This window comes from Pseudomonas sp. NY15356 (assembly GCF_048068175.1).
GTDB lineage: Bacteria > Pseudomonadota > Gammaproteobacteria > Pseudomonadales > Pseudomonadaceae > Aquipseudomonas > Aquipseudomonas putida_K.
This window is the reverse complement of the sequence record NZ_JBLUPW010000001.1, coordinates 76211-95476: the sequence shown is the minus strand read 5'-3', so window position 1 is coordinate 95476 and position 19266 is coordinate 76211. Positions and strand designations below refer to the sequence as shown.

20 protein-coding genes are annotated in these 19266 nt (G+C 66.0%); 7 read left to right on the top strand and 13 right to left on the bottom strand.

The window, feature by feature from the left end:
* Nucleotides 1-72: 72 nt before the first annotated feature.
* A complete protein-coding gene (locus ACNFCI_RS00430) occupies nucleotides 73-1344 on the bottom strand; it encodes an Hsp70 family protein (RefSeq protein WP_084854271.1) in 1272 nt (423 codons plus the stop codon).
* A gap of 164 nt (nucleotides 1345-1508) precedes the next feature.
* On the opposite strand from ACNFCI_RS00430, the gene cbpA reads away from it, so the two are divergent.
* Together cbpA and ACNFCI_RS00420 are read left to right on the top strand one after the other, a co-directional pair.
* Nucleotides 1509-2456: a curved DNA-binding protein gene (cbpA, locus tag ACNFCI_RS00425; protein ID WP_084854273.1), complete on the top strand. Its 948-nt coding sequence runs from the start codon at nucleotides 1509-1511 to the stop codon at nucleotides 2454-2456.
* 2 nt (nucleotides 2457-2458) lie between these two features.
* Entirely contained in the window at nucleotides 2459-2764 is a 306-nt protein-coding gene (locus ACNFCI_RS00420; protein ID WP_084854275.1) for a chaperone modulator CbpM, read from the top strand.
* Between the two features lie 204 nt (nucleotides 2765-2968).
* On the opposite strand, the gene ACNFCI_RS00415 is transcribed toward ACNFCI_RS00420, so the two are convergent.
* The 12 genes from ACNFCI_RS00415 to cbiE all read right to left on the bottom strand — a co-directional run bounded on the left by ACNFCI_RS00415 (nucleotide 2969) and on the right by cbiE (nucleotide 13903).
* The gene (locus tag ACNFCI_RS00415; protein WP_084854277.1) at nucleotides 2969-3487 is read right to left on the bottom strand and encodes a GNAT family N-acetyltransferase; all 519 of its coding nucleotides are present in this window, start codon (nucleotides 3485-3487) and stop codon (nucleotides 2969-2971) included.
* 39 nt (nucleotides 3488-3526) lie between these two features.
* A complete protein-coding gene (gene cycA, locus ACNFCI_RS00410; RefSeq protein WP_084854279.1) occupies nucleotides 3527-4942 on the bottom strand; it encodes a D-serine/D-alanine/glycine transporter in 1416 nt (471 codons plus the stop codon).
* Between the two features lie 143 nt (nucleotides 4943-5085).
* Complete coding sequence (locus tag ACNFCI_RS00405) at nucleotides 5086-6450, bottom strand: PepSY-associated TM helix domain-containing protein (protein WP_084858780.1); 1365 nt, start codon at nucleotides 6448-6450, stop codon at nucleotides 5086-5088.
* A 57-nt stretch (nucleotides 6451-6507) separates the two neighbouring features.
* Nucleotides 6508-8547: a TonB-dependent copper receptor gene (locus ACNFCI_RS00400; RefSeq protein ID WP_416767204.1), complete on the bottom strand. Its 2040-nt coding sequence runs from the start codon at nucleotides 8545-8547 to the stop codon at nucleotides 6508-6510.
* 68 nt (nucleotides 8548-8615) lie between these two features.
* The gene (locus ACNFCI_RS00395; protein ID WP_416767202.1) at nucleotides 8616-9050 is read right to left on the bottom strand and encodes a DUF2946 domain-containing protein; all 435 of its coding nucleotides are present in this window, start codon (nucleotides 9048-9050) and stop codon (nucleotides 8616-8618) included.
* Nucleotides 9051-9066: 16 nt separating this feature from the next.
* On the bottom strand, nucleotides 9067-9549 hold the full coding sequence (locus ACNFCI_RS00390) for a copper chaperone PCu(A)C (RefSeq protein ID WP_084858777.1): 483 nt from the start codon (nucleotides 9547-9549) through the stop codon (nucleotides 9067-9069).
* A gap of 46 nt (nucleotides 9550-9595) precedes the next feature.
* Nucleotides 9596-9985, bottom strand: a complete 390-nt coding sequence (locus tag ACNFCI_RS00385; protein WP_084858776.1) for a DUF2946 domain-containing protein — start codon at nucleotides 9983-9985, stop codon at nucleotides 9596-9598.
* Between the two features lie 172 nt (nucleotides 9986-10157).
* Nucleotides 10158-10568, bottom strand: a complete 411-nt coding sequence (gene vapC / locus ACNFCI_RS00380) for a type II toxin-antitoxin system tRNA(fMet)-specific endonuclease VapC (protein ID WP_084858775.1) — start codon at nucleotides 10566-10568, stop codon at nucleotides 10158-10160.
* Entirely contained in the window at nucleotides 10568-10798 is a 231-nt protein-coding gene (vapB, locus tag ACNFCI_RS00375) for a type II toxin-antitoxin system VapB family antitoxin (RefSeq protein WP_084858774.1), read from the bottom strand. Before vapB ends, vapC begins: the two co-directional genes overlap by 1 nt.
* Before the next feature lie 45 nt (nucleotides 10799-10843).
* On the bottom strand, nucleotides 10844-11608 hold the full coding sequence (locus ACNFCI_RS00370; RefSeq protein ID WP_416767199.1) for a cobalt-precorrin-6A reductase: 765 nt from the start codon (nucleotides 11606-11608) through the stop codon (nucleotides 10844-10846).
* Nucleotides 11605-12699: a cobalt-precorrin-5B (C(1))-methyltransferase gene (locus ACNFCI_RS00365; RefSeq protein ID WP_084858772.1), complete on the bottom strand. Its 1095-nt coding sequence runs from the start codon at nucleotides 12697-12699 to the stop codon at nucleotides 11605-11607. The genes ACNFCI_RS00370 and ACNFCI_RS00365 overlap by 4 nt, the downstream gene beginning before the upstream one ends.
* A complete protein-coding gene (gene cbiE, locus ACNFCI_RS00360; protein WP_324815306.1) occupies nucleotides 12692-13903 on the bottom strand; it encodes a precorrin-6y C5,15-methyltransferase (decarboxylating) subunit CbiE in 1212 nt (403 codons plus the stop codon). The genes ACNFCI_RS00365 and cbiE overlap by 8 nt, the downstream gene beginning before the upstream one ends.
* A 177-nt stretch (nucleotides 13904-14080) precedes the next feature.
* Between cbiE and cobG the strand changes: the two genes are divergently transcribed.
* The 5 genes from cobG to ACNFCI_RS00335 all read left to right on the top strand — a co-directional run bounded on the left by cobG (nucleotide 14081) and on the right by ACNFCI_RS00335 (nucleotide 19257).
* The gene (gene cobG / locus ACNFCI_RS00355; RefSeq protein WP_084858770.1) at nucleotides 14081-15406 is read left to right on the top strand and encodes a precorrin-3B synthase; all 1326 of its coding nucleotides are present in this window, start codon (nucleotides 14081-14083) and stop codon (nucleotides 15404-15406) included.
* Nucleotides 15399-16025, top strand: coding sequence for a precorrin-8X methylmutase (locus ACNFCI_RS00350; RefSeq protein ID WP_084858769.1), 627 nt, complete (start codon nucleotides 15399-15401; stop codon nucleotides 16023-16025). The genes cobG and ACNFCI_RS00350 overlap by 8 nt, the downstream gene beginning before the upstream one ends.
* Complete coding sequence (locus tag ACNFCI_RS00345; RefSeq protein ID WP_084858768.1) at nucleotides 16025-16756, top strand: precorrin-2 C(20)-methyltransferase; 732 nt, start codon at nucleotides 16025-16027, stop codon at nucleotides 16754-16756. Before ACNFCI_RS00350 ends, ACNFCI_RS00345 begins: the two co-directional genes overlap by 1 nt.
* Nucleotides 16744-18450, top strand: coding sequence for a precorrin-3B C(17)-methyltransferase (cobJ, locus tag ACNFCI_RS00340; protein WP_084858767.1), 1707 nt, complete (start codon nucleotides 16744-16746; stop codon nucleotides 18448-18450). Before ACNFCI_RS00345 ends, cobJ begins: the two co-directional genes overlap by 13 nt.
* A 117-nt stretch (nucleotides 18451-18567) precedes the next feature.
* The gene (locus tag ACNFCI_RS00335; protein WP_084858766.1) at nucleotides 18568-19257 is read left to right on the top strand and encodes a hypothetical protein; all 690 of its coding nucleotides are present in this window, start codon (nucleotides 18568-18570) and stop codon (nucleotides 19255-19257) included.
* The last annotated feature ends 9 nt before the right edge of the window (nucleotides 19258-19266 follow it).

The following is a 19266-nucleotide window of genomic DNA, read 5'->3' as shown; positions in this document are numbered from 1 at the left end:
CTCTCAAGGCTTGCGAAATCCCTGTGGGAGCCGGCTTGCCGGCGATAGGGCGGTGCAGACAGACGCCGGTTATCAGGCTACTCCGTAGCGCTTGCGCGCCTCGATCGCCAACCCGCTGCCGATGCTGCCGAAGATGTTGCCTTCCACATGGCGGGCATTGGGCAGCATCGCTGCCACGCTGTTGCGCAGCGCCGGGATACCGCTGGAGCCGCCGGTGAAGAACACCGTGTCCACTTGCCCCTCGCTCACGCCGGCCTTGTTCAGCAGCTCGCTGACGCTTCCGCGCACCCGTTCCAGCAGCCCTTCGATGGCCTCCTCGAACAGCCCACGGGTCAGGTCGACGGCCAGCGCCGGCTCGATACGGCCCAGGTCGATGCGCCGGCTTTCGTGCTCGGTCAGCTCGATCTTGCTCGCTTCCACTTCCATGGCCAGCCAGTGCCCGGCACGCTCCTCGATCAGCTTGAACAGCCGGTCTATCCCCAAGGTGTCCTCGATGTCGTAGCGCATGCTGCCCAGGGCCAGTTGCGACTTCTGCGAATACAGCGAGTTGATGGTGTGCCAGGTCGCCAGGTTGAGGTGGTAGCTGGTGGGCATCAAGGCCTGGCTCTTCATCCGGCTGCCATAGCCGAACAAGGGCATCACGCCTTGCAGGCTCAGTTGCTTGTCGAAGTCGGTACCGCCGATGTGCACGCCGCCAGTGGCGAGAATATCGCTCTGGCGCTCGGCCACCAGGTGGCGTTGCGGTGACAGGCGGATCAGGGTGAAGTCCGAGGTACCACCGCCGATGTCGACGATCAGCACCAGCTCTTCGCGGCTGATGCCCGACTCGTAGTCGAACGCTGCGGCGATCGGCTCGTACTGGAACGAGACCTCCTTGAAACCGATCTTGCGGGCCACCTCGGCCAAGGTGTCCTCGGCCTCCTGGTCGGCGGCCGGGTCGTCGTCGACGAAGAACACCGGGCGGCCCAGCACCACTTCGTCGAAGCTGCGGCCGGCATTGGCCTCGGCGCGTTTCTTCAGCTCGCCGATGAACATGCCCAGCAGGTCCTTGAACGGCAAGGCGGTCCCCAGCACGCTGGTGTCGTGCTTGATAAGCTTGGAGCCGAGCAGGCTCTTGAGCGAGCGCATCAGGCGCCCTTCGTAGCCTTCCAGGTATTCGTGCAGGGCCAGGCGGCCATAGACCGGGCGCCGCTCCTCGATGTTGAAGAAGACCACCGAGGGCAGGGTGATCTTGCCGTCTTCCAGGGCGATCAGCGATTCCACGCCGGGGCGGTGCCAGCCGACCGTGGAATTGGAGGTGCCGAAGTCGATGCCACAGGCACGGGCCGGGGATACGTCAGACATGGGGAGCAGCTTCCGGAGGCAAAACGGCCGCGCAGTTTATGCCAGTGGCCGGCTAAATCAAGACCGGTCGTCTGCTCTACAGCAACCCCAGGCGAACCTTGAAAGGCTATGCTTGACCCCAATCTTCAGAAACATCGTAAAAATTTCCAACGGTGATGCCTTAGATGGACTTCAAAGACTATTACAAGATACTCGGCGTGGAGCCGACGGCGGATGACAAGGCGATCAAGGCCGCCTACCGCAAGCTCGCGCGCAAGTATCACCCTGACGTCAGCAAGGAACGCGACGCCGAGGAAAAATTCAAGGAGGCCAACGAGGCCTACGAAGTGCTGGGCGACGCCCAGAAACGCGCCGAGTTCGACGAGATCCGCAAGTACGGTGGCCAGCACGGCAGGCCGTTCCAGGCGCCGCCGGGCTGGGAAAGCCGTGGCGGCGGCGGTGGTTTCGAAGGCGGCGACTTCTCCGATTTCTTCAGTTCGATCTTCGGCGCCCGGGGCGGCAACCCGTTCGGTCGTGGTCAGCAGCGCAGCGCGGGCAGGCGAGGGCAGGACGTGGAGCTGGAACTGGCGATCTTCCTTGAAGAAACCCTGAGCAAGGAATCCAAGCAGATCAGCTTCCAGGTTCCGCAGACCAACGCGGCCGGGCAGCGTACCGGGTTCACCACCAAGACCCTGAACGTCAAGATCCCTGCCGGGGTGACGGACGGTGAGCGCATCCGCCTCAAAGGCCAGGGCGCCCCGGGTATCGGTGGTGGAGCCAATGGCGACCTGTTCCTGACCATCCGCATGGCCCCGCACCCGCTGTTCGATGTCGAAGGGCACGACCTGATCATCACCGTGCCTCTGGCGCCGTGGGAGGCGGCCCTGGGAGCCAAGGTGGCGGTGCCGACGCTGACCGGCAAGATCAACCTGACCATCCGCCCCGACAGCCAGAGCGGTCAGCGCCTGCGGGTCAAGGGCATGGGCCTTGCGAACAAGCAGGGCGAGCGCGGCGATCTCTACGCCCAGCTCAAGGTGGTGATGCCCAGCCAGTCGGACGCCACCACGCGCGAACTCTGGACCAAGCTCTCCGAGAAGGCTGCGTTCAATCCGAGGACACAATGGAGTAGTTGATCATGAGCAACACCCTGATCGTTCAACTGGACATGCGAACCCTCTGTCAGGAAGCCGACATCACGGCCGACTGCGTGATCGAAATCGTCGAACACGGCATCGTTGAACCCTCAGGGCGAACGCCGGAGGACTGGTTGTTCGATGACCAGGCGCCGTTGCTGGCCAAGCGGGCGGTGAAGCTGCACCAGGAGCTGGAGCTGGAATGGGAGGGCGTGGCCCTGGCATTGGAGCTATTGGACGAGGTGCAGCAACTGCGCAGCGAAAACAGCATGCTGCGCCAGCGGTTGGGCCGCTTCATCCATATGTGAGCCTGCTTGGATTGATTGTGCAGGCGCCCTGCGGGCCCCTTGTGGGAGCTGGCGGAGCCTGCGATGGGCCGCAAAGCGGCCCCTTAAGTCCACCGTTTGAGGGCTTGGGGCTGCTTTTCAGCCCATCGCAGGCTATCGCCAGCTCCCACCGAGATTACGCGCAGAGGTTGTGCAAAACCCAATAGTTGGCGAACTGACAGGCCCTCAGTCCCTAGGCTCGGCCCCTGGGTCGAGCATCAGTTGCATGAAGGTCAGGTCCAGCCAGCGGCCGAACTTCACTCCCACCTGCGGCATCTGCCCGGTCACCACGAAGCCCAGCCGCTCGTGCAGGCGGATCGAAGCGGCATTGCCGCTTTCGATCGCCGCGACCATCACATGCTTGCCGCACGCCCGCGCCCGTTCGATCAGGGCCTCCAGCAGCATCAGGCCCAGGCCCCTGCCGCGCTGGTCGCTGCGCACGTAGACCGAATGCTCGATGGTGTGGCGAAACCCTTCGAACGGCCGCCAGTCCCCGAACGAGGCATAGCCCAGCACCCCGCTGTCATCCACCGCCACCAGGATCGGGTAGCCCTGTTCGGCTCGTGCGGTGAACCAGGCCAGGCGGTTGGCAAGATCCACCGGCGCTTCGTTCCAGATCGCCAGGGTGTTGCGCACGGCGTCGTTGTAGATATCGAGGATGCCGGGGATGTCTTCGGGCTGGGCTTCGCGGATTTCAGGGTGCATGGTGGCGGCTCGCAAGGGAGAGTGCGGGTTGGGGCAGCTTCAGCTGCCCTGGTTGCCACGCACGGCGGTGCGTGGGTGGCGTTTGTTCCGCACCACCTGGTAGGTCACGGCCAGGATCAAGAACCACAGCGGCGTGACGACCAGCGCAGCGCGGGTATCGGCCTCCAGGCTCAGCAATACCAGGATGAAGGCGAAGAACACCAGGCATACATAGCACATCAGGCGCCCGCCAGGCATCTTGTAGGTCGAGGCCTGGTGCAGTGCGTGGCGGTGCTTGCGGTAGGTCAGGTACGACAGCAGGATCAGCGTCCAGACGAACATGAACAGCAGCGCCGAAACCGTGGTGACCAAGGTGAAAGCCTCCACCAGGTCGGGGATCACATAGATCAGCACGGCACCGAGCAGCAGGCAGGTGCAGGAGAAATACAGGCCGTTGGCCGGCACGGCCCGCCGCGACAGCTTCTCGAAGGCCTTCGGCGCGTCGCCTTCCTGGGACAGGCCGTAGAGCATGCGGCTGGTGGAAAACACGCCGCTGTTGGCCGAGGACGCCGCTGAAGTCAGCACCACGAAGTTGATGATGCTCGCTGCCGCCGGCAGGCCGGCCAGGACGAACAGTTCGACGAACGGGCTCTTGCCCGGCACCACGTCGCGCCACGGAGTGACTGCCATGATGGCGATCAAAGCCAGCACGTAGAACACGATGATGCGCACGGGGATGGAGTTGATCGCCCGTGGCAGGGTGCGTTCGGGGTTCTTCGCCTCAGCGGCCGTGGTGCCTACCAGCTCGATGCCGACGAAGGCGAACACGGCGATCTGGAATCCTGCAAAGAAGCCCATCACGCCGTTGGGGAACATGCCGCCATCGTTCCACAGGTTGGCCAACTGCGCCGTGCGCCCGGCGGGCGACTCGAAGCCGGTGATCACCATGTACAGGCCCGTTGCGACCAGGCCCAGGATGGCGACGATCTTGATCATGGCGAACCAGAACTCGATCTCGCCGAACATCTTCACGGTGATCAGGTTCAGCGACAGCAGCACCGCCACGCAGGTGAGCGCCGGTATCCACTGGGGCAGGTCGGGGAACCAGAACTGCGAGTAGGCGGCGATGGCGATCACGTCGGCGATGCCGGTGATGACCCAGCAGAACCAGTAGGTCCAGCCGGTGAAATAACCGGCCCAGGGGCCCAGCAGGTCGGCGGAGAAATCGATGAAGGACTTGTAGTTGAGGTTCGACAGCAGCAGTTCGCCCATGGCGCGCATGACGAAGAACAGCATGAAGCCGATGATCATGTAGACGAAGATGATCGACGGGCCCGCCAGGCTGATGGTCTTGCCCGAGCCCATGAACAGGCCGGTACCGATGGCGCCGCCGATGGCGATCAGCTGGATATGGCGGTTGGTGAGGTTGCGTTGCAGATGGGTGTCGTCTGCCGGTGTGGAGGAGGTCCGGGTCATGGGCTGCATTCCATTGAGATCGGTCTTCTTGCGGGAAAGCCAGGTAGGCTAACACGCGCGTTCCAGATCGTGGCGCGACAGATCGACTCCATTTTGCCTGGGCTGAGCGAGTGCAAGAGGGCCGCACCGCGGCCCCTATGGAGTCACGCCCTGGCGAGCACCTTGCGGCGCACCACCAGGCTGTCGACTGCCCACATCACCAGCATCGACATTCCCACCAGCGGGAACGCGACACCCAGCACCAGCATCACCCCTGTGGCGGTCTTCCAGCGTGGCAGGTCATGGCGCAGTGGCGGCACACCCAGGCCACCGTTGGGGCGGCGCTTCCACCACATCACCAGCCCGCTGACCGAGCCCAGCAGGATCATCAGGCACACCAGCAGGATGATGAGCTGGTTGAGCGGCCCGAACATCTTCCCTTCGTGCAGCATCACCCCAAGCTCGGTAGCGCGGGCGACCGGGCTGTAGTCCTGCCAGCGCACATCGGCCAGCACCCGGCCGGTGTACTGGTCCACGTGCAGGGTGGCGTCATTGCGAGGGTCGTCGGCGAACACCGCGATGGTGAACACGCCTTCGGCGGTGGTCGGCAGGGTGATGCTGTAGCCTGGCTCGACCTTGCGCGCGGTGGCCACGTCCTCGACCTGTTGCAAGGTCACCTGGGGGGCTGCGGGGCCGCTGGCCATGGCGTGGTGGCCTGCATGCTCGGCATGGGCGCCGGACACCGGCATCGGCGTATTCTCCACGGCCCAGGGCACGGTCTGGCGGTGGGCATTGTTCAGCTCGCGGGCCTGCTGATCGGACTTGGGCACGTCGTTCCACATGGCCGCCGGGAAGCGATTCCACAGGTCGGCGTACTGCTTGCCCCACAGGCCCGTCCAAGTCATGCCGCTGAGCAGCATCAACAGCAGCAGGAGCGAGCCCCAGAACCCCGTGACCGCATGCAGGTCGCGCCACAGCACCCTGCCGCGTGCCGACAGCCGTGGCCACAACACGCCAGCACTGCTGCGTCCGCGTGGCCACCACAGGTACAGGCCGGACACCACCAGCACGATGCCCCAGCCGGCGGCCAGCTCCACCAGCCGATCACCCACGGTGCCGACCATCAGCTCACCGTGCAGGGCCCTGGCCACTGCCTGCAGGTTGTTCTTGCCGTCCTGCTCGCCGAGTACCTTGGCGCTGTACGGGTCGATGAACACGTTCAGTTCGCGCCCGCCGTCGTGCACCACGAACTGCGCGCTGCGTTCGGCACTGACCGGCGGCAGGTACTGGCCCACATGCCCCTGTGGATAAGCCCGACGTACCTCGGCCAGGAGCGTGTCGGCGTCCTGCCGGTGGTGGCCGGCCTCGACCACCATCAGGTCGCGGTAGAGCAGTGGGTCGAGCTGGGGCTTGAACAGGTAGATGATCCCGGTGATTGCCAGCAGGATCATGAAGGGCGCGACGAACAGACCGGCATAGAAATGCCAGCGCCAGGCCAGGTTGTAGAAGGAGATGCGTTTTTCGTTCATGTGAACCTCCCGAGAGACCGGTCAGGCGCGGGGACGGCCGCGCCTGGGTCGTTGTTGTCAGAAGCTGATGTCGACCTTGGTCCAGAAGGTCCTGCCGGGCTCGTTCACCGGCTGCGGGTCGCTGGCCGGGTAGCCGAACCCGGCGTTCCCGGCCAGGTTCAGGTGCTCGGCGTAGGCCTTGTCGAACAGGTTGTCGACGCCTGCGCTGAGCTTGAGGTTGCGGTTCACCTTGTAGGCGCCGTTGAACGAGAACACGCCGAAGCCCGCGCTGTTCTCGTAGTCCTTGCCGACCACGTTGCCCTGGTTCTCGGCGATGCGGTTCTGCGCCGCCACCAGGCGCCACAGGGCTCCGACGCTCCAGGTGTCGCGGCTGTAGGTCAGGCCGAGGCGGCTTTCCAATGGCGGCATCTGCGGCAGGGCCTTGTCATCGCTGCTGTTCTTGCCCCAGGCGTAGGCTACGGTGGCGTCGGCTTTCCAGTTTTCGTTCAGCTTGTAGGCCGCGCCGAGTTCGCCGCCCATGATACGGGCGTCGATATTGCGTGCCTGGCTGTTCATGCCTTGATAGTCGAACAGGATGTAGTCACGGATCTGCCCGACATAGCCCGAGGCCCAGGCGTCCAGGCGCTCAGCGCGGTACTGGATGCCGAAGTCCAGCTGGGTGGTCTTTTCCGGCTTGATGCTGTCGAAGGCATTGCGCGAACCGTTCGGTCCCTGTTTGGGCGAGAACAGCTCCCAGTAGTCTGGGAAGCGTTGGGCATGACCAAGGCCGATGTAGGTGGTGGCAGGAATCGCCATCAGGTCGTGCTCGTAGCGCACGAAACCGCTGGGCAGGGTGTCGGCGCGGGTGTCCCCGGCGGTAGGGCTGTTCTTGCGGAAATCGCGGGCCGAGGCGCGATCGAGGCGTGCCCCGGTGACCAGGCGATCCTCACCGGTGGCGTACCAGGTCAGCTCGCTGAACAGCCCATAGTTGTGGAAGTCGGCGTCCTTGGTCCAGGGCTGGCCCTTGTGTGCGTCCACCGCCATGCCACCGCGCTTGCGGTGTTCGTTGGTCTGCGCATCGATACCGGAAACCAACTGCACATCGGCCCAGCGCCAGGTGGCCTTGACGCGTGCGCCCATGGTGCGACGGTCGACGTTGCTGACCATCGCCATCATGCCCGGCGTGCGCAGGCTGTAGTTGTCCATCACATGGTCGGCGTAGTTGTAGTAGACCTGTGCTTCTACCTTGTCGAGCACTTCGCCCAGGTTGGACTTCTCGAAACGCAGGCCCAGGCTCTCGCGCTTGAACTGCGAGCCGTCCATGCCGCGCCCGGCGTAGCGGGCCTCGCCGTCGCCCTTGCCGGCGGTGAGTTCCAGCAGGGTGTCCCGGTCCGGCGTCCAGCCGAGGGTGACGTCGCCGTTCCACTTGTCCCAGCGTGAGGGCACCGTGTCACCGTTACCGTCGTCGTAGTCATCGGCTCGCGACTGATTGCCGACGAAGCGGGCGTAGCCCTGGCGGGTGCCGGCAGCGGCATCGAGCACTTTGTCGAAGCGGCCATGGGAGCCGGCCAGCAGGCTGGCGTTGACGCGGCTGCCGAGTTCGCCGAACTGCTCCGGCTCGCGCTCGAAGAGGATGGTTCCGGCCGAACCGCCCGGGCCCCAGATCACGCTCTGCGGGCCCTTGATCACTGTCAGTCGGTCGTAGGTTTCCGGCGAGATGTAGGACGTTGGTGCGTCCATGCGGCTGGGGCAGGCGCCCAGCATCACGCCGCCGTTGGTGAGGATGTTCAGCCGCGAGCCGAACATGCCACGCAGCACTGGGTCGCCATTGGTGCCACCTGCGCGGATTGCCGAGAAGCCGGGGATGGTCTTGAGATAGTCGGCACCGTCGCTGGCCGGCACGGGCTGGCGTGGGTCCTTGGGGTTGGCGACCACGGTCAGCGGCGAGCTGGGGGCGATGGCGGTGACCACCGTCGGGCTCAGCTCGGCCGGGTCATGCACATGGCCTTCGAGGCGGCCGGTTTCGGCGGCCAAGGCCACGGGCGCGAGCAGCGAGCCGCACAGGGCGGCGAGGGTGCCGCGCAGGGAAAGGGCAAAAACAGGGGTACAGCCGGACATAGTGATTCCAGTCGATCAGTCGTGAACAGGCGCGAAGCTCTGTGGCTCCGTGCGTTGGCAGGTTGTGTTCAGGCGATGATCGAAAGGGGTGGAGCGCGGCTGCGAGCGCCCGGGAATATGGCCTGGCGAGCATGCCCTTGGCGAACCGGGGCGGGCGTGAGCAGTGGGGGGAGGGTGGCCGCGGCGTTGAGCGGGCTGAGGGTCTGGGGTAGGGCCGGGCAATTGAACAGCAGGCTGCAGTAGCCGCATTTTTCCCAGACCACATGCAGCTTGCCATCGGCCTGGCCGTGGTGGCCTGCACTGCCATGGTCGTGCTCGGCCGCCATCGCCATGTCCATCGGCATGGACATGGTCATGCCGGCGTGGTGCTCCATCGGCATCGACTGGGAAACCAGCGGGCCGATGAAGATCATCCACATGGCGAACAGGCTCAGCCAGCCACCCCCCAAGCGCCTACGGTCAGGGCGGGAAGTGCGGGCGAACCGGTTGCGCGGCAGGCTCATGACTGTTCGTCGACGATCAGTGGCTATGTGTGTGCGTTTGCTGCTCGGCAGGTGGCTGCTGCTGCACGGCCACCTCGACGGTGACATCGCCGGCTTTCTCGAAGTGCAGGGTCAGCGGGAAGCGCTTGCCATCGCTGAGCAGGCTGCGATCTTTGGGTTGCATCAGCATCACGTGATAGGCGCTGGGGGCAAAGATCAGGTCCTTGCCTGCCGGCACCGGGACGCTGGGCACCTGCTGCATTTTCATCAGGCCATCGGCAGTCCTGGCGTGCTCGTGCAACTGGGCGTCGTCGGTGATGGGGCTGTCGACCGAGAGCAGGCGGTCGTCCTGCTGGCCGTTGTTGTGCACGACGAAGTAGGCCGCGACATTGGGGGCGTTGGGCGGCAGCGCCAGGGACCAGGGGTGGGCGATATGCAGGTTGCCCACGGTGTATTCATGGGCATTGGCGAAAGCGCCGGGCAGCATCAGGGCGGCCAGGACGAGGATGTGCTTGAGCATGGTGAGTCTCCGATCTGTACAGGTTCAGGCAGACAGCGGGGTGAACTCAGGCCAGGGGGGACGCGCGGGGATTGAGCGCCGGCCATAGCTGGCGCGGCGTGGGTCGGTAGTCGGCAAGAGGCGCTACGAAGCCGGCTTGCATCAGCGGCGGGTTATGCAGCTGCGCAGGGTAGCCGGGCAATGCGAGCAGGGGCGCGGCGCCGGAGCAGCACCAGCAATTCATCATGCTGGCGCTGTCGTCGCTCTGCGGCCCCAGGTCGATCTTGGCCAGGGCCTGGACATCGACCTTGCTCTTGTTCGCCATGCTCGAACAGAAGGCACCCCACAGCAGCTGCTCGGCCGGCCCTTTGGGCGCGGCCGACGACAGCGGCATGGCCAGCAGGTTGAACAGCACTGCCAGGCAGGCTATCCACGCAATGTGCCGACGTGGGGTCATGAGAGAGATCCGGTCAGGAATCAGGTGGCTATTGTAAGGGCGAGTATAGGTAAAAAAGCCCGGGTGCGATGAAGTGTCGCACCATGGGTGAGGGTTGGGTGTAGGGGCTTTCTCAAGGTGGTCCCCGTAAAAGCTGGCGCTGTGAGCGATGCCCGCCGAAATACCTGACAGGTCAACGGGCAGAAGACAGCCAGTCTTCTACACGTAACCCCGGCACACGAAGGAATGCTCGCCGGTTGTTGGTGACCAGTACCAGGCCGCGCGCTCTGGCGTGGCCCGCGATCATCTGGTCGTAGGGCCCGATGGGGCGACCTTCACGTGCAAGTTCCGCTCGTAGTTGACCTGTGTGAGCTGCAGCATGGTTGTCGTACTCCAGAACCTCCAGTCGTGCAGCGAAACCTTCGATGACCGCCAGATTACGCTCGGGGGCGGCGGATTTTTCTGCGCCGTAAACCAGTTCCATCAAGGTGACGGTGCTGATCGACAATTGGCCATGGTGGCGATTGAACGCTTCACGCACACATTGCGGTTTGTTCTTGATCGTGAAGATGCAGATATTGGTATCGAGCATGTACCTGAGCATCAGAACCCTTCGCGCTCCTGGTCGGCAGGTTGGTCGCGGCTGGCCATGAAGTCCTGGCTTGCATCCTCTCCATCGAACCAGCTATCCCACGCTTCTCCAGCAGGCGTAATGATGCGGGCACGGCCAACAGCGACGATATCCACGCGAGTGACTTCTTCGGGAAGGGCTAGTGATTTGGGCAAACGGATGGCCTGGCTGCGGTTGCTTTTGAAGACAGCACCTTGATCCATGACGAGCCTCCTGGGAAGCAAGAATGTATGTCCGACGTTTGGGCTTCAGTTGGTATATGTCAATGGGATATACATCGGGCGAGGCTGGCCAAGGTCGGCAATGGCGTTCAGAAGCAAGCGTACCTCTTCATACTCCCGGTCGACTTTGGGCAATACCGGCTGCTTGAGCACCAGTACCGGCACCCCCAGCTCCCGGGCCACCTCGAGCTTGGGCTCGGTGGCGGTGCTGCCGCTGTTCTTGCTCACCAGCACATCGATTCGCCGCCGGGCGAACAAGGCGCGCTCGTCCGCGAGGTGGAACGGCCCGCGTGCACCGATCACCTCACAGCGCTCGTTGCCGGGGCAGGCCTCAAGGGCGCGCAACGTCCAGAACTGGTGGGCAGGGATTTCATGCAGGTGCTGCAAGGGCTCGCGACCGAGGGTGAACAAGGGCCGCTCGAAGGGTGCGAGGGCCTTGATCAGCTCGGCCCAGCCGTCCACCTCGCGCCAGTCATCGCCCGCCTGGGGCTGCCAGGCAGGCCGGCGCAGGGCCCAGCAGGGAATGCCGACGGTGGCGGCGGCCTGGGCTGCGTTGGCGCTGATCTGCGCCGCATACGGGTGAGTGGCGTCGATCAGCAGGCTGATGCGTTCCTCGCGCAGGTAGGTGGCCAGGCCATCGGCGCCGCCATAGCCGCCCACGCGCACCTGGCAGGCAAGGTCCTGGGGCACGCGGCCGATGCCGGCGAGGCTGTAGATATGTTCAGGCCCCAGCTGGCGGGCAATGGCCAGGGCTTCGCTGACGCCGCCAAGCAGCAGGATGCGCATGCTCATTGCACGCCCGCCCTGCCGACGATGCCACCTTGGCGATCGATGGCGAACACCTCGACCTGCACCTGGGCCGGCACCACGCTGCGCGCGAACGCCAGGGCGTGGGCGCACACTGTATCGCCCAGGGCGATGCCCGCCGTGTGGGCCAGGGCCAGGGCCTGCTGGCTGGTGTTGGCGCCGATGATGGCCGCCTGTAGCGTTGAGTCCGCGCCGATGTCGGCAGCCCAGCGCGCCAGCTGGGGTAGGTCGATGCTCGAGCTGCGGCTGTGCAGGTCCATGTGCCCGGCGGCGAGCTTGCTGATCTTGCCGAAGCCGCCACACAGGGTCAGGCGCGGTACCGGTACCTTGCGCAGATGCTTGAGCACGGCGCCGACGAAGTCGCCCATCTCGATCAGGGCGATTTCCGGCAGGCCGTAGACCTGGCGCATGGTGTCTTCGCTGGCGTTGCCGGTGCAGGCGGCGATGTGGGTGTAGCCGTTGGTGTGGGCAACGTCGATGCCTTGCTGGATCGAGGCGATGTAGGCCGAGCAGGAGAATGGCCGGACGATGCCGCTGGTGCCGAGGATCGACAGCCCGCCGAGGATGCCCAGGCGCGGGTTCATGGTCTTGAGGGCAAGCTGTTCGCCGTCGCGCACGTTGACGGTCACTTCGAAACCCCCTGCATGGCCGCACGCGTCCGCCAGGCGTTGCAGGTGTTCGCTGATCATGCGCCGCGGTACCGGGTTGATGGCTGGCTCGCCCACCGCCAGTACCAGGCCCGGGCGGGTGACCGTGCCCACGCCCGCGCCGGCGACGAAGCGCACGCCTGGCGCATCGAGCAGGCGCACCTGGCTGTAGAGCAGGGCGCCGTGGGTCACGTCGGGGTCATCGCCGGCATCCTTCAACGTGCCGGCCTCGGCGCCTGCGGCGGTGAGGCGGCAGAATTCCAGGCGCATCTGCACCTGCCTGCCCTTGGGCAAAGTGATCTCCACGGCATCGGCAGGTTCGCCGGTGAGCAGCAGGCGCGCCGCCGCCAGGCTGGTGGCCGTGGCGCAGCTGCCGGTGGTCAGGCCGCTGCGCAGGGGCGCGGCGTTCTCGCGGGTTTCTTCACGCATCGAGAGGTTTCACCACGTCGAGCAGGGTGATCGGCAGGGCCTGGCGCCAGGTGTCGAAGCTGCCCAGGGGCTGGGCATGGGCCACGTGGAGGCGGGTCAGCTCGCCGCCATGGGTGTCGCGGAACGTGGCCAGGGCCAGTTCGCTCTGCAGGGTCACGGCATTGGCCACCAGACGCCCGCCAGGGCGCAGCCGCTCCCAGCACGTGGCCAGTACGCCGTCGCCGGTGACGCCGCCACCGATGAAGACCGCATCGGGGCGCTCAAGCCCGGCGAGCGCTTCGGGGGCCTTGCCGCGGACCAGTTGCAAGCCGGGTACGCCGAGGGCGTCGCGGTTATGCTCGATATGCGCCTGGCGCCCTTGGTCGGCCTCGATGGCCAGGGTGCGGCAGCTGGGGTGGGCGCGCATCCACTCGATGCCGATCGATCCGCAGCCGGCGCCCACATCCCACAGCAGCTGACCAGGGCGAGGGGCCAGGCGGGCGAGGGTGATGGCGCGCACGTCGCGCTTGGTCAGCTGGCCGTCATGGCGAAAGGCGTTATCGGGCAGGCCGACAACGGGCGACAGCTGCAGGGTGGTGGCCGAGGCCTGGCATTCGATGGCCACCAGGTTCAGGTCTGCGGCCCGGCCGTGGGGCCAGTCTTCTGCGCTGCCGGACAACTGGCGTGCCTGGGGGCCGCCCAGGTGTTCGAGGACCTGCAGCCGGCTGGGGCCGAAGCCGCGCTCGCAAAGCAGATGGGCGATGGCCGCCGGGCTGTCGCCGTCGTTGCTCAGCACCAGCAGGCGCAGGCCGCTGTAGAGGTGGGCATTGAGCGCGGCCAGGGGGCGGGCGACGAGCGACACCACCTGCACGTCCTGCAACGCCCAGCCCAGGCGGGCGGCGGCCAGGGCGCAGGACGATGGCATCGGCAGCACCAGCAGCTCTTCGGCGGGTAGGTGGCGGGCGAGGCTGGCACCGACGCCGTAGAACATCGGGTCGCCGCTGGCCAGCACGCACACCGGCTCGCCACGCAGGGCCAGGACCGGAGCCAGGGAGAACGGGCTCGGCCAGTTCAGGCGTTCGCCAGCCACGCAGCGAGGCAGGAGCGCCAGCTGGCGCGGGCTGCCAAAGATCCGTGGGGCACTCAGCACGGCGCGTCGGGCCTGCTTGCCCAAGCCGTTGAAGCCGTCTTCGCCGATGCCCACTATTGTCAGCCAGGGTGCCATCTGTTGTTGATCCGCCATGTTGGGGCTGCGCTGCAGCCCATCGCGGGGCAAGCCCGCGGCTACAGAGTCCGCGTGTACCGCCCTGAAATTCTGTGTCGTGTTCGACCGCCGGTTTTTCATGCCGCCGGACAAAGCAGGCATAATACCGCGCCTTCTACACTCAAGCGCATTTTCAAGATGCCGGATGCCCCCTTGACGCAGCCACCAAGCACCCTCGTGTCGCCCCGCCCCTCGGCCTGCCCGGGGTTGTGGCGCATCGTCGATGCGCGCGACGGTGGGATCTGCCGCATCAAGCTGCCTGGTGGCGTGCTGCAGGCCGGGCAGGCCGAGGCCGTAGCCGACGCTGCCGAGCGTTTCGCCACGGGCGTGATCGAAGCGACCAACCGCGCCAACCTGCAGATCCGTGGCATTGGCCACGACCGCCAGGGCCTGGTGCAGAACTTGCTCGATGCCGGGCTCGGGCCGCGTGATGCCGCATTCGACGATGTGCGTAACCTGATGCTCAGCCCGCTCGCAGGTCTCGACCCCGCCATGCTGCTCGATACCCGCCCATTGGCCGGGGAAATGCTGCGGATGCTGGAAACCACCCCTCGCTTGCATGAACTGTCGGCCAAGTTCGCCATCCAGCTCGACGGCGGCGAAGGCCTGGCGATGCTCGAGCACCCCCATGACCTGTGGCTGTCGGCAATGACGCTCGACCAGCACACCTGGCTTGCGTTCGGCCTGGCCGGGTGCCCTGGCCAGGCGATGGGCGCCGTGCCGGTCGAACAGGGGCTGACGCTGGTGCAGGCAGTGCTGGTGCGCTTCCTCGACCTGGCCGGGCCGCAGCAGTCGCGCATGCGCCAGTTGCTCGCCGATTGCCCGGTCGACGCGTTCATCGGCGGCCTGGGCCTGGATATCCGCCGTGATGCAGCGGTACTCGGCTGGCGCCGCGCGCCGGCCCGGGCCCCTTGGCTTGGCCCCTTGGCCCAGCGACAGGGCATGGCCCTGGGTATCGCTCCGCCGTTGGGGCGCCTGACCTCGAGCCAATTGCGCGGCATTGCTGGCGTGGCCCATACCGCGGGTGATGGCAGCCTGCGCCTGAGCCCTTGGCAAAGCCTGGTGATACCCAACCTGAACCCGGCGCGGCTCGAGCAGGCCCAGGCAGCATTGCACGCCCTGGGGCTGCTTTGCCACGCCGATCACCCCCTTGCCCGGCTCACCGCCTGTACCGGCTCAACGGGGTGCGCCAAGGCCTTGGCCGACACCAAGGCTGATGCCCTGGCGCTCGCGCCCTTGCTGCAGGCCGGGCGCCCCGGCAGCGTGCACCTGTCCGGCTGCCCCCGCTCCTGCGCTGCGGCCCACGTCGCCCCGGCCACCTTGCTGGCCCGCTCACCGGGCCGATACGACCTTTATCTGCGCGACAGGCACCAGCCGGGTTTCGGCAGGCTTCGCGCAACCGACATCACCCCAGAAGAAGCAGGCGCCATGCTCGACCTGCCGACGGAGCACCTTGATGATTGACTACATCCGCGATGGTCAGGAGATCTATCGCAATTCCTTCCGGATCATCCGCGAGGAAGCCCGGCTCGAGCGGATACCCGCCGACCTGGAGAAGCTCGCCGTACGGGTGATCCATGCCTGTGGCATGGTCGATGCCATCGACGGCCTGCAGTTTTCCGAAGGTGCCGGGCGTGCCGGCCGCGAAGCCCTGGCCAAGGGCGCGCCGATCCTCTGTGACGCACACATGGTCGCCGAAGGCGTGACCCGCGCGCGCCTGCCGGCCGACAACCCGGTGATCTGCACCTTGCGCGACCCCAGCGTACCGGACCTTGCCAAGGCGCAGGGCAACACCCGCTCGGCCGTGGCCCTGGAACTGTGGCGCCCGTACCTGGAGGGCAGCGTGGTGGTGATCGGCAACGCCCCGACCGCATTGTTCTACCTGCTGGAGATGCTCGACGCCGGCGCGCCCAAGCCTGCACTGATCCTGGGCTTCCCGGTGGGCTTCGTCGGCGCCGCGGAGTCCAAGGCGATGCTGGCCGCCGACAGCCGCGGCGTGCCGTTCGTGATCATGCAGGGCCGCCTGGGCGGCAGCGCGATGGCCGCCGCCGCGGTCAACGCCCTGGCCACGGAGGTGGAATAATGCAGCCGCGTGGACGTCTGTTCGGCCTGGGCGTAGGCCCCGGCGACCCGGAACTGATCACGGTCAAGGCCCTGCGCCTGCTGCGCGAGGCCCCCGTGGTGGCCTACTTCGTGGCCAAGGGCAAGCGGGGCAATGCCTTCGGCATCATCGAGGCGCACCTGCAGGCGGCGCAGACCTTGCTGCCACTGGTGTATCCGGTGACGACCGAAGTGCTGCCGGCGCCGCTGTCCTACGAACAGGTGATCAGCGACTTCTACGACGAGGCCGCCGTGCAGGTGGCCGCGCACCTGGACGCTGGGCGTGACGTGGCGGTGATCTGCGAGGGCGACCCGTTCTTCTACGGCTCCTACATGTACCTGCACGACCGTCTGGCCCAGCGCTACGAGGCCGAGGTCGTCCCTGGCGTGTGTTCGATGCTCGGAGGGGCCTCGGTGCTGGGCGCGCCGCTGGTGTATCGCAACCAGAGCCTGTCGGTCCTCTCCGGCGTGTTGCCCCATGACGAACTCAAGCGGCGCCTGGCCGATGCCGACGCTGCCGTGATCATGAAGCTTGGGCGAAACTTCCCCAAGGTGCGCCAGGTGCTGGGCGAACTGGGCCTGGACGAACGTGCGCTCTACGTGGAGCGTGCGACCATGGCCAACCAGAAGATCGTCCCGCTGGACGAGGTGGACCCGCAATCCTCGCCATACTTCTCGCTGATCGTCGTGCCGGGTGAAAAATGGCAGGGCTGAACATGCAGAAGGCCCCGGCGATCGTCATCCTCGGCCCCGGCAGCCTGGCTACCGCGCAGCGGATCCAGCGGTGTTATCCACAGGCGACGATCCATGGCCTGCAAGGGCGGGTCGAGGACGTGGATGCACGCTACGACAACTTCGGTGACACCCTGCGCCAGCTCTACCGGCAGGGCTCACCGATCATTGCCTTGTGCGCCGCCGGCATCGTGATTCGCAGCCTGGCCGGCCTGCTCGCGGAAAAGGGCGCCGAGCCACCGGTACTGGCGGTGGCCGAGGATGGCAGCGCCGTGGTGCCGCTGCTGGGTGGCCTGGGCGGGGTCAATGTCATGGCCCGGGAGATCGGCCTGGCGCTGGATGTAGCACCGGCCATCACCACCAGTGGCGAGCTGCGTTTCGGCACCTGCCTGCTCAACCCGCCGCCAGGCTACACACTGGCGGACCTGGAGCAGGGCAAGCGCTTCGTCTCCGACCTGTTGGCCGGTGAGGCGGTACGCGTGGAAGGCGAGGCGCCCTGGCTTGCCCAGGCGCACCTGCCGCAGGACCGGGCTGCCCAGCGCGCCATCCATGTGGGCTGTGAAGCGCGGCCGGCCAGCCGTGACGAGTTGTTGATCCACGCCCACTGCGTGGTCGTGGCGGTCGAGGGCGGTGGTTCGGGTGTCGTCGAGCGGGTACGTGAGGGGCTGCGCAAGGCTGGTATCGCCGAGCAATCGCTGGTCTGCCTGCTGGCCGCGGAGCAGGCCATGGCCGACCAGGGCCTGCACGATGCGGCGCAAGCACTGGGCGTCGAACTGCGCTTCGCCACCCTGGCCTCGGACCTTGCCGGGATGGTCGCCGAAGCCGTGCCCGGAGCCCGGTTGATCGAACAGGATGGTCTCGTCGTCGCAGTGGCTGCGGCGCCCGTGGATGCCCTGCAGGTGGGCAGGCGTCGAGGGCGCCTGGCCGTGATCGGGCTTGGCCCCGGCGCGGCCGAGCTGATGGTTCCGGCGGTCAAGGCCGAGCTGGCCCGTGCCCAGGACGTACTCGGCTACGAGACCTATGTGCGTATGGCCGGCCCGTTCCGTGAGGACCAGGTACTGCATTGCACCGACAACCGCGAAGAGATGCAACGCGCCCGTCATGCCTTCGAGCTGGCGGCCCAGGGGCGTTCAGTGGTGGTGGTGTCCTCCGGGGACCCGGGGGTGTTCGCCATGGCAGCAGCCGTGCTCGAAGCCTTGCACGAATCCAGTGACCCGGCCTGGCATCGGGTGGACCTGGAGATCCTGCCCGGGGTCTCGGCTTCGCTGGCCACCGCTGCCCAGGCGGGGGCGCCGCTGGGCCATGACTTCTGCGTCATGTCGTTGTCGGACAACCTCAAGCCTTGGTCGATCATCGAGCGGCGCCTGGACCTTGCCGCCCAGGCTGACCTGGTGCTGGCCTTCTACAATCCGATATCACGTTCGCGGCCCTGGCAGCTGGGGCGTGCCCTGGACATCGTGCGCCAGCACCGTGACGGGCAAACACCTGTAGTCCTTGGCCGAGATATCGGTAGGCCAGGGCAGACGCTCAGGGTCGTCACCTTGGCCGAGCTGGAGCCGGAAATGGTCGACATGCGCACCATGGTGTTGGTGGGGTCCTCGACCACCTGCCGGTTCGAGCGCCCTGGCGGCGGCGAATGGGTCTATACACCGCGTTGGTACGGCGCCCGACCCTGAGGGTTGGAGGCTTACCGGGCCAGGAAGCCTTTCGCGGCAGGCACGGCCTGTCGCGCTCGGTAGGTTGATGGCTGGAGTCACCCGGCTCCAGCTTCAACCTACCGAGGAACCATGGCCATGAGCGAAAAAATCGAGAATCAGCGCGTCGAAGTGCTGGCTGACAAGAACCTGTTCGTCTTCCCTGACCACATGAGCAAGGCGAACTGTGACGCTGCCAAGGAATGTCATGTCTTCGCCACCCAGGCGGCCACCGCGCAGTTTCACCCGACGAACCAGGCGGACCAATGGTTCGGCTTCTACATCGACATCATGCAGCAAACGGGGTGGATACCGGTTCGCTATGAAATGAACCGCACCGTCAGCAGTAATGTGCAGTTGCAGGTCAGCAACTTGCTGGGCAAGGGGTTGCAGGTGGCGCTGGGCTTTCTGTCCGGTGGCATCATCGGTGCTGCCAAGGAGGTCGGCACGGCGGCGATCGACGCGCTTGCCAATAGCCCCGAAGCCATCGAATTGCTTCAGCGCGACACCCTCGAAAAGGATCGCAGCGGCCTGAGCCTGGCACAGTGCAACCAGTCGGCCAACGGTGAGGTGGTCATGCTGCTGACCGCTGTCCATACCGATGCCGAGCCGGACGTGAACGGCAACTTCCTGCTGTTCAAATGGAACAGCAATGGCAGCACCACGTATACCGGTGTTGCTGCGCTGGTCTTCCATCGTGGCCTCTACGAGCAGAACCGCGATGTCTTGATCGACCGCGTGAGCAAGAATGCCCGCTCCACCCTGCTGAGCCTGAAACTCAAGCGTTGAGTCCATACG

Excerpts from the sequence above, each read along its gene's own strand:
- ACNFCI_RS00395 (WP_416767202.1), bottom strand. The coding sequence starts at position 9,050 with ATGAGCCTGCCGCGCAACCGGTTCGCCCGCACTTCCCGCCCTGACCGT.
- ACNFCI_RS00370 (WP_416767199.1), bottom strand. The coding sequence starts at position 11,608 with ATGAGCATGCGCATCCTGCTGCTTGGCGGCGTCAGCGAAGCCCTGGCC.
- ACNFCI_RS00390 (WP_084858777.1), bottom strand. The coding sequence starts at position 9,549 with ATGCTCAAGCACATCCTCGTCCTGGCCGCCCTGATGCTGCCCGGCGCT.
- vapC (WP_084858775.1), bottom strand. The coding sequence starts at position 10,568 with ATGCTCAGGTACATGCTCGATACCAATATCTGCATCTTCACGATCAAG.
- cbpA (WP_084854273.1), top strand. The coding sequence starts at position 1,509 with ATGGACTTCAAAGACTATTACAAGATACTCGGCGTGGAGCCGACGGCG.
- ACNFCI_RS00385 (WP_084858776.1), bottom strand. The coding sequence starts at position 9,985 with ATGACCCCACGTCGGCACATTGCGTGGATAGCCTGCCTGGCAGTGCTG.
- cbiE (WP_324815306.1), bottom strand. The coding sequence starts at position 13,903 with ATGGCACCCTGGCTGACAATAGTGGGCATCGGCGAAGACGGCTTCAAC.
- ACNFCI_RS00405 (WP_084858780.1), bottom strand. The coding sequence starts at position 6,450 with ATGAACGAAAAACGCATCTCCTTCTACAACCTGGCCTGGCGCTGGCAT.
- vapB (WP_084858774.1), bottom strand. The coding sequence starts at position 10,798 with ATGGATCAAGGTGCTGTCTTCAAAAGCAACCGCAGCCAGGCCATCCGT.
- ACNFCI_RS00365 (WP_084858772.1), bottom strand. The coding sequence starts at position 12,699 with ATGCGTGAAGAAACCCGCGAGAACGCCGCGCCCCTGCGCAGCGGCCTG.
- ACNFCI_RS00420 (WP_084854275.1), top strand. The coding sequence starts at position 2,459 with ATGAGCAACACCCTGATCGTTCAACTGGACATGCGAACCCTCTGTCAG.
- cycA (WP_084854279.1), bottom strand. The coding sequence starts at position 4,942 with ATGACCCGGACCTCCTCCACACCGGCAGACGACACCCATCTGCAACGC.
- ACNFCI_RS00335 (WP_084858766.1), top strand. The coding sequence starts at position 18,568 with ATGAGCGAAAAAATCGAGAATCAGCGCGTCGAAGTGCTGGCTGACAAG.
- ACNFCI_RS00345 (WP_084858768.1), top strand. The coding sequence starts at position 16,025 with ATGCAGCCGCGTGGACGTCTGTTCGGCCTGGGCGTAGGCCCCGGCGAC.
- ACNFCI_RS00400 (WP_416767204.1), bottom strand. The coding sequence starts at position 8,547 with ATGTCCGGCTGTACCCCTGTTTTTGCCCTTTCCCTGCGCGGCACCCTC.
- ACNFCI_RS00415 (WP_084854277.1), bottom strand. The coding sequence starts at position 3,487 with ATGCACCCTGAAATCCGCGAAGCCCAGCCCGAAGACATCCCCGGCATC.
- cobG (WP_084858770.1), top strand. The coding sequence starts at position 14,081 with ATGCCGGATGCCCCCTTGACGCAGCCACCAAGCACCCTCGTGTCGCCC.
- ACNFCI_RS00430 (WP_084854271.1), bottom strand. The coding sequence starts at position 1,344 with ATGTCTGACGTATCCCCGGCCCGTGCCTGTGGCATCGACTTCGGCACC.
- cobJ (WP_084858767.1), top strand. The coding sequence starts at position 16,744 with ATGGCAGGGCTGAACATGCAGAAGGCCCCGGCGATCGTCATCCTCGGC.
- ACNFCI_RS00350 (WP_084858769.1), top strand. The coding sequence starts at position 15,399 with ATGATTGACTACATCCGCGATGGTCAGGAGATCTATCGCAATTCCTTC.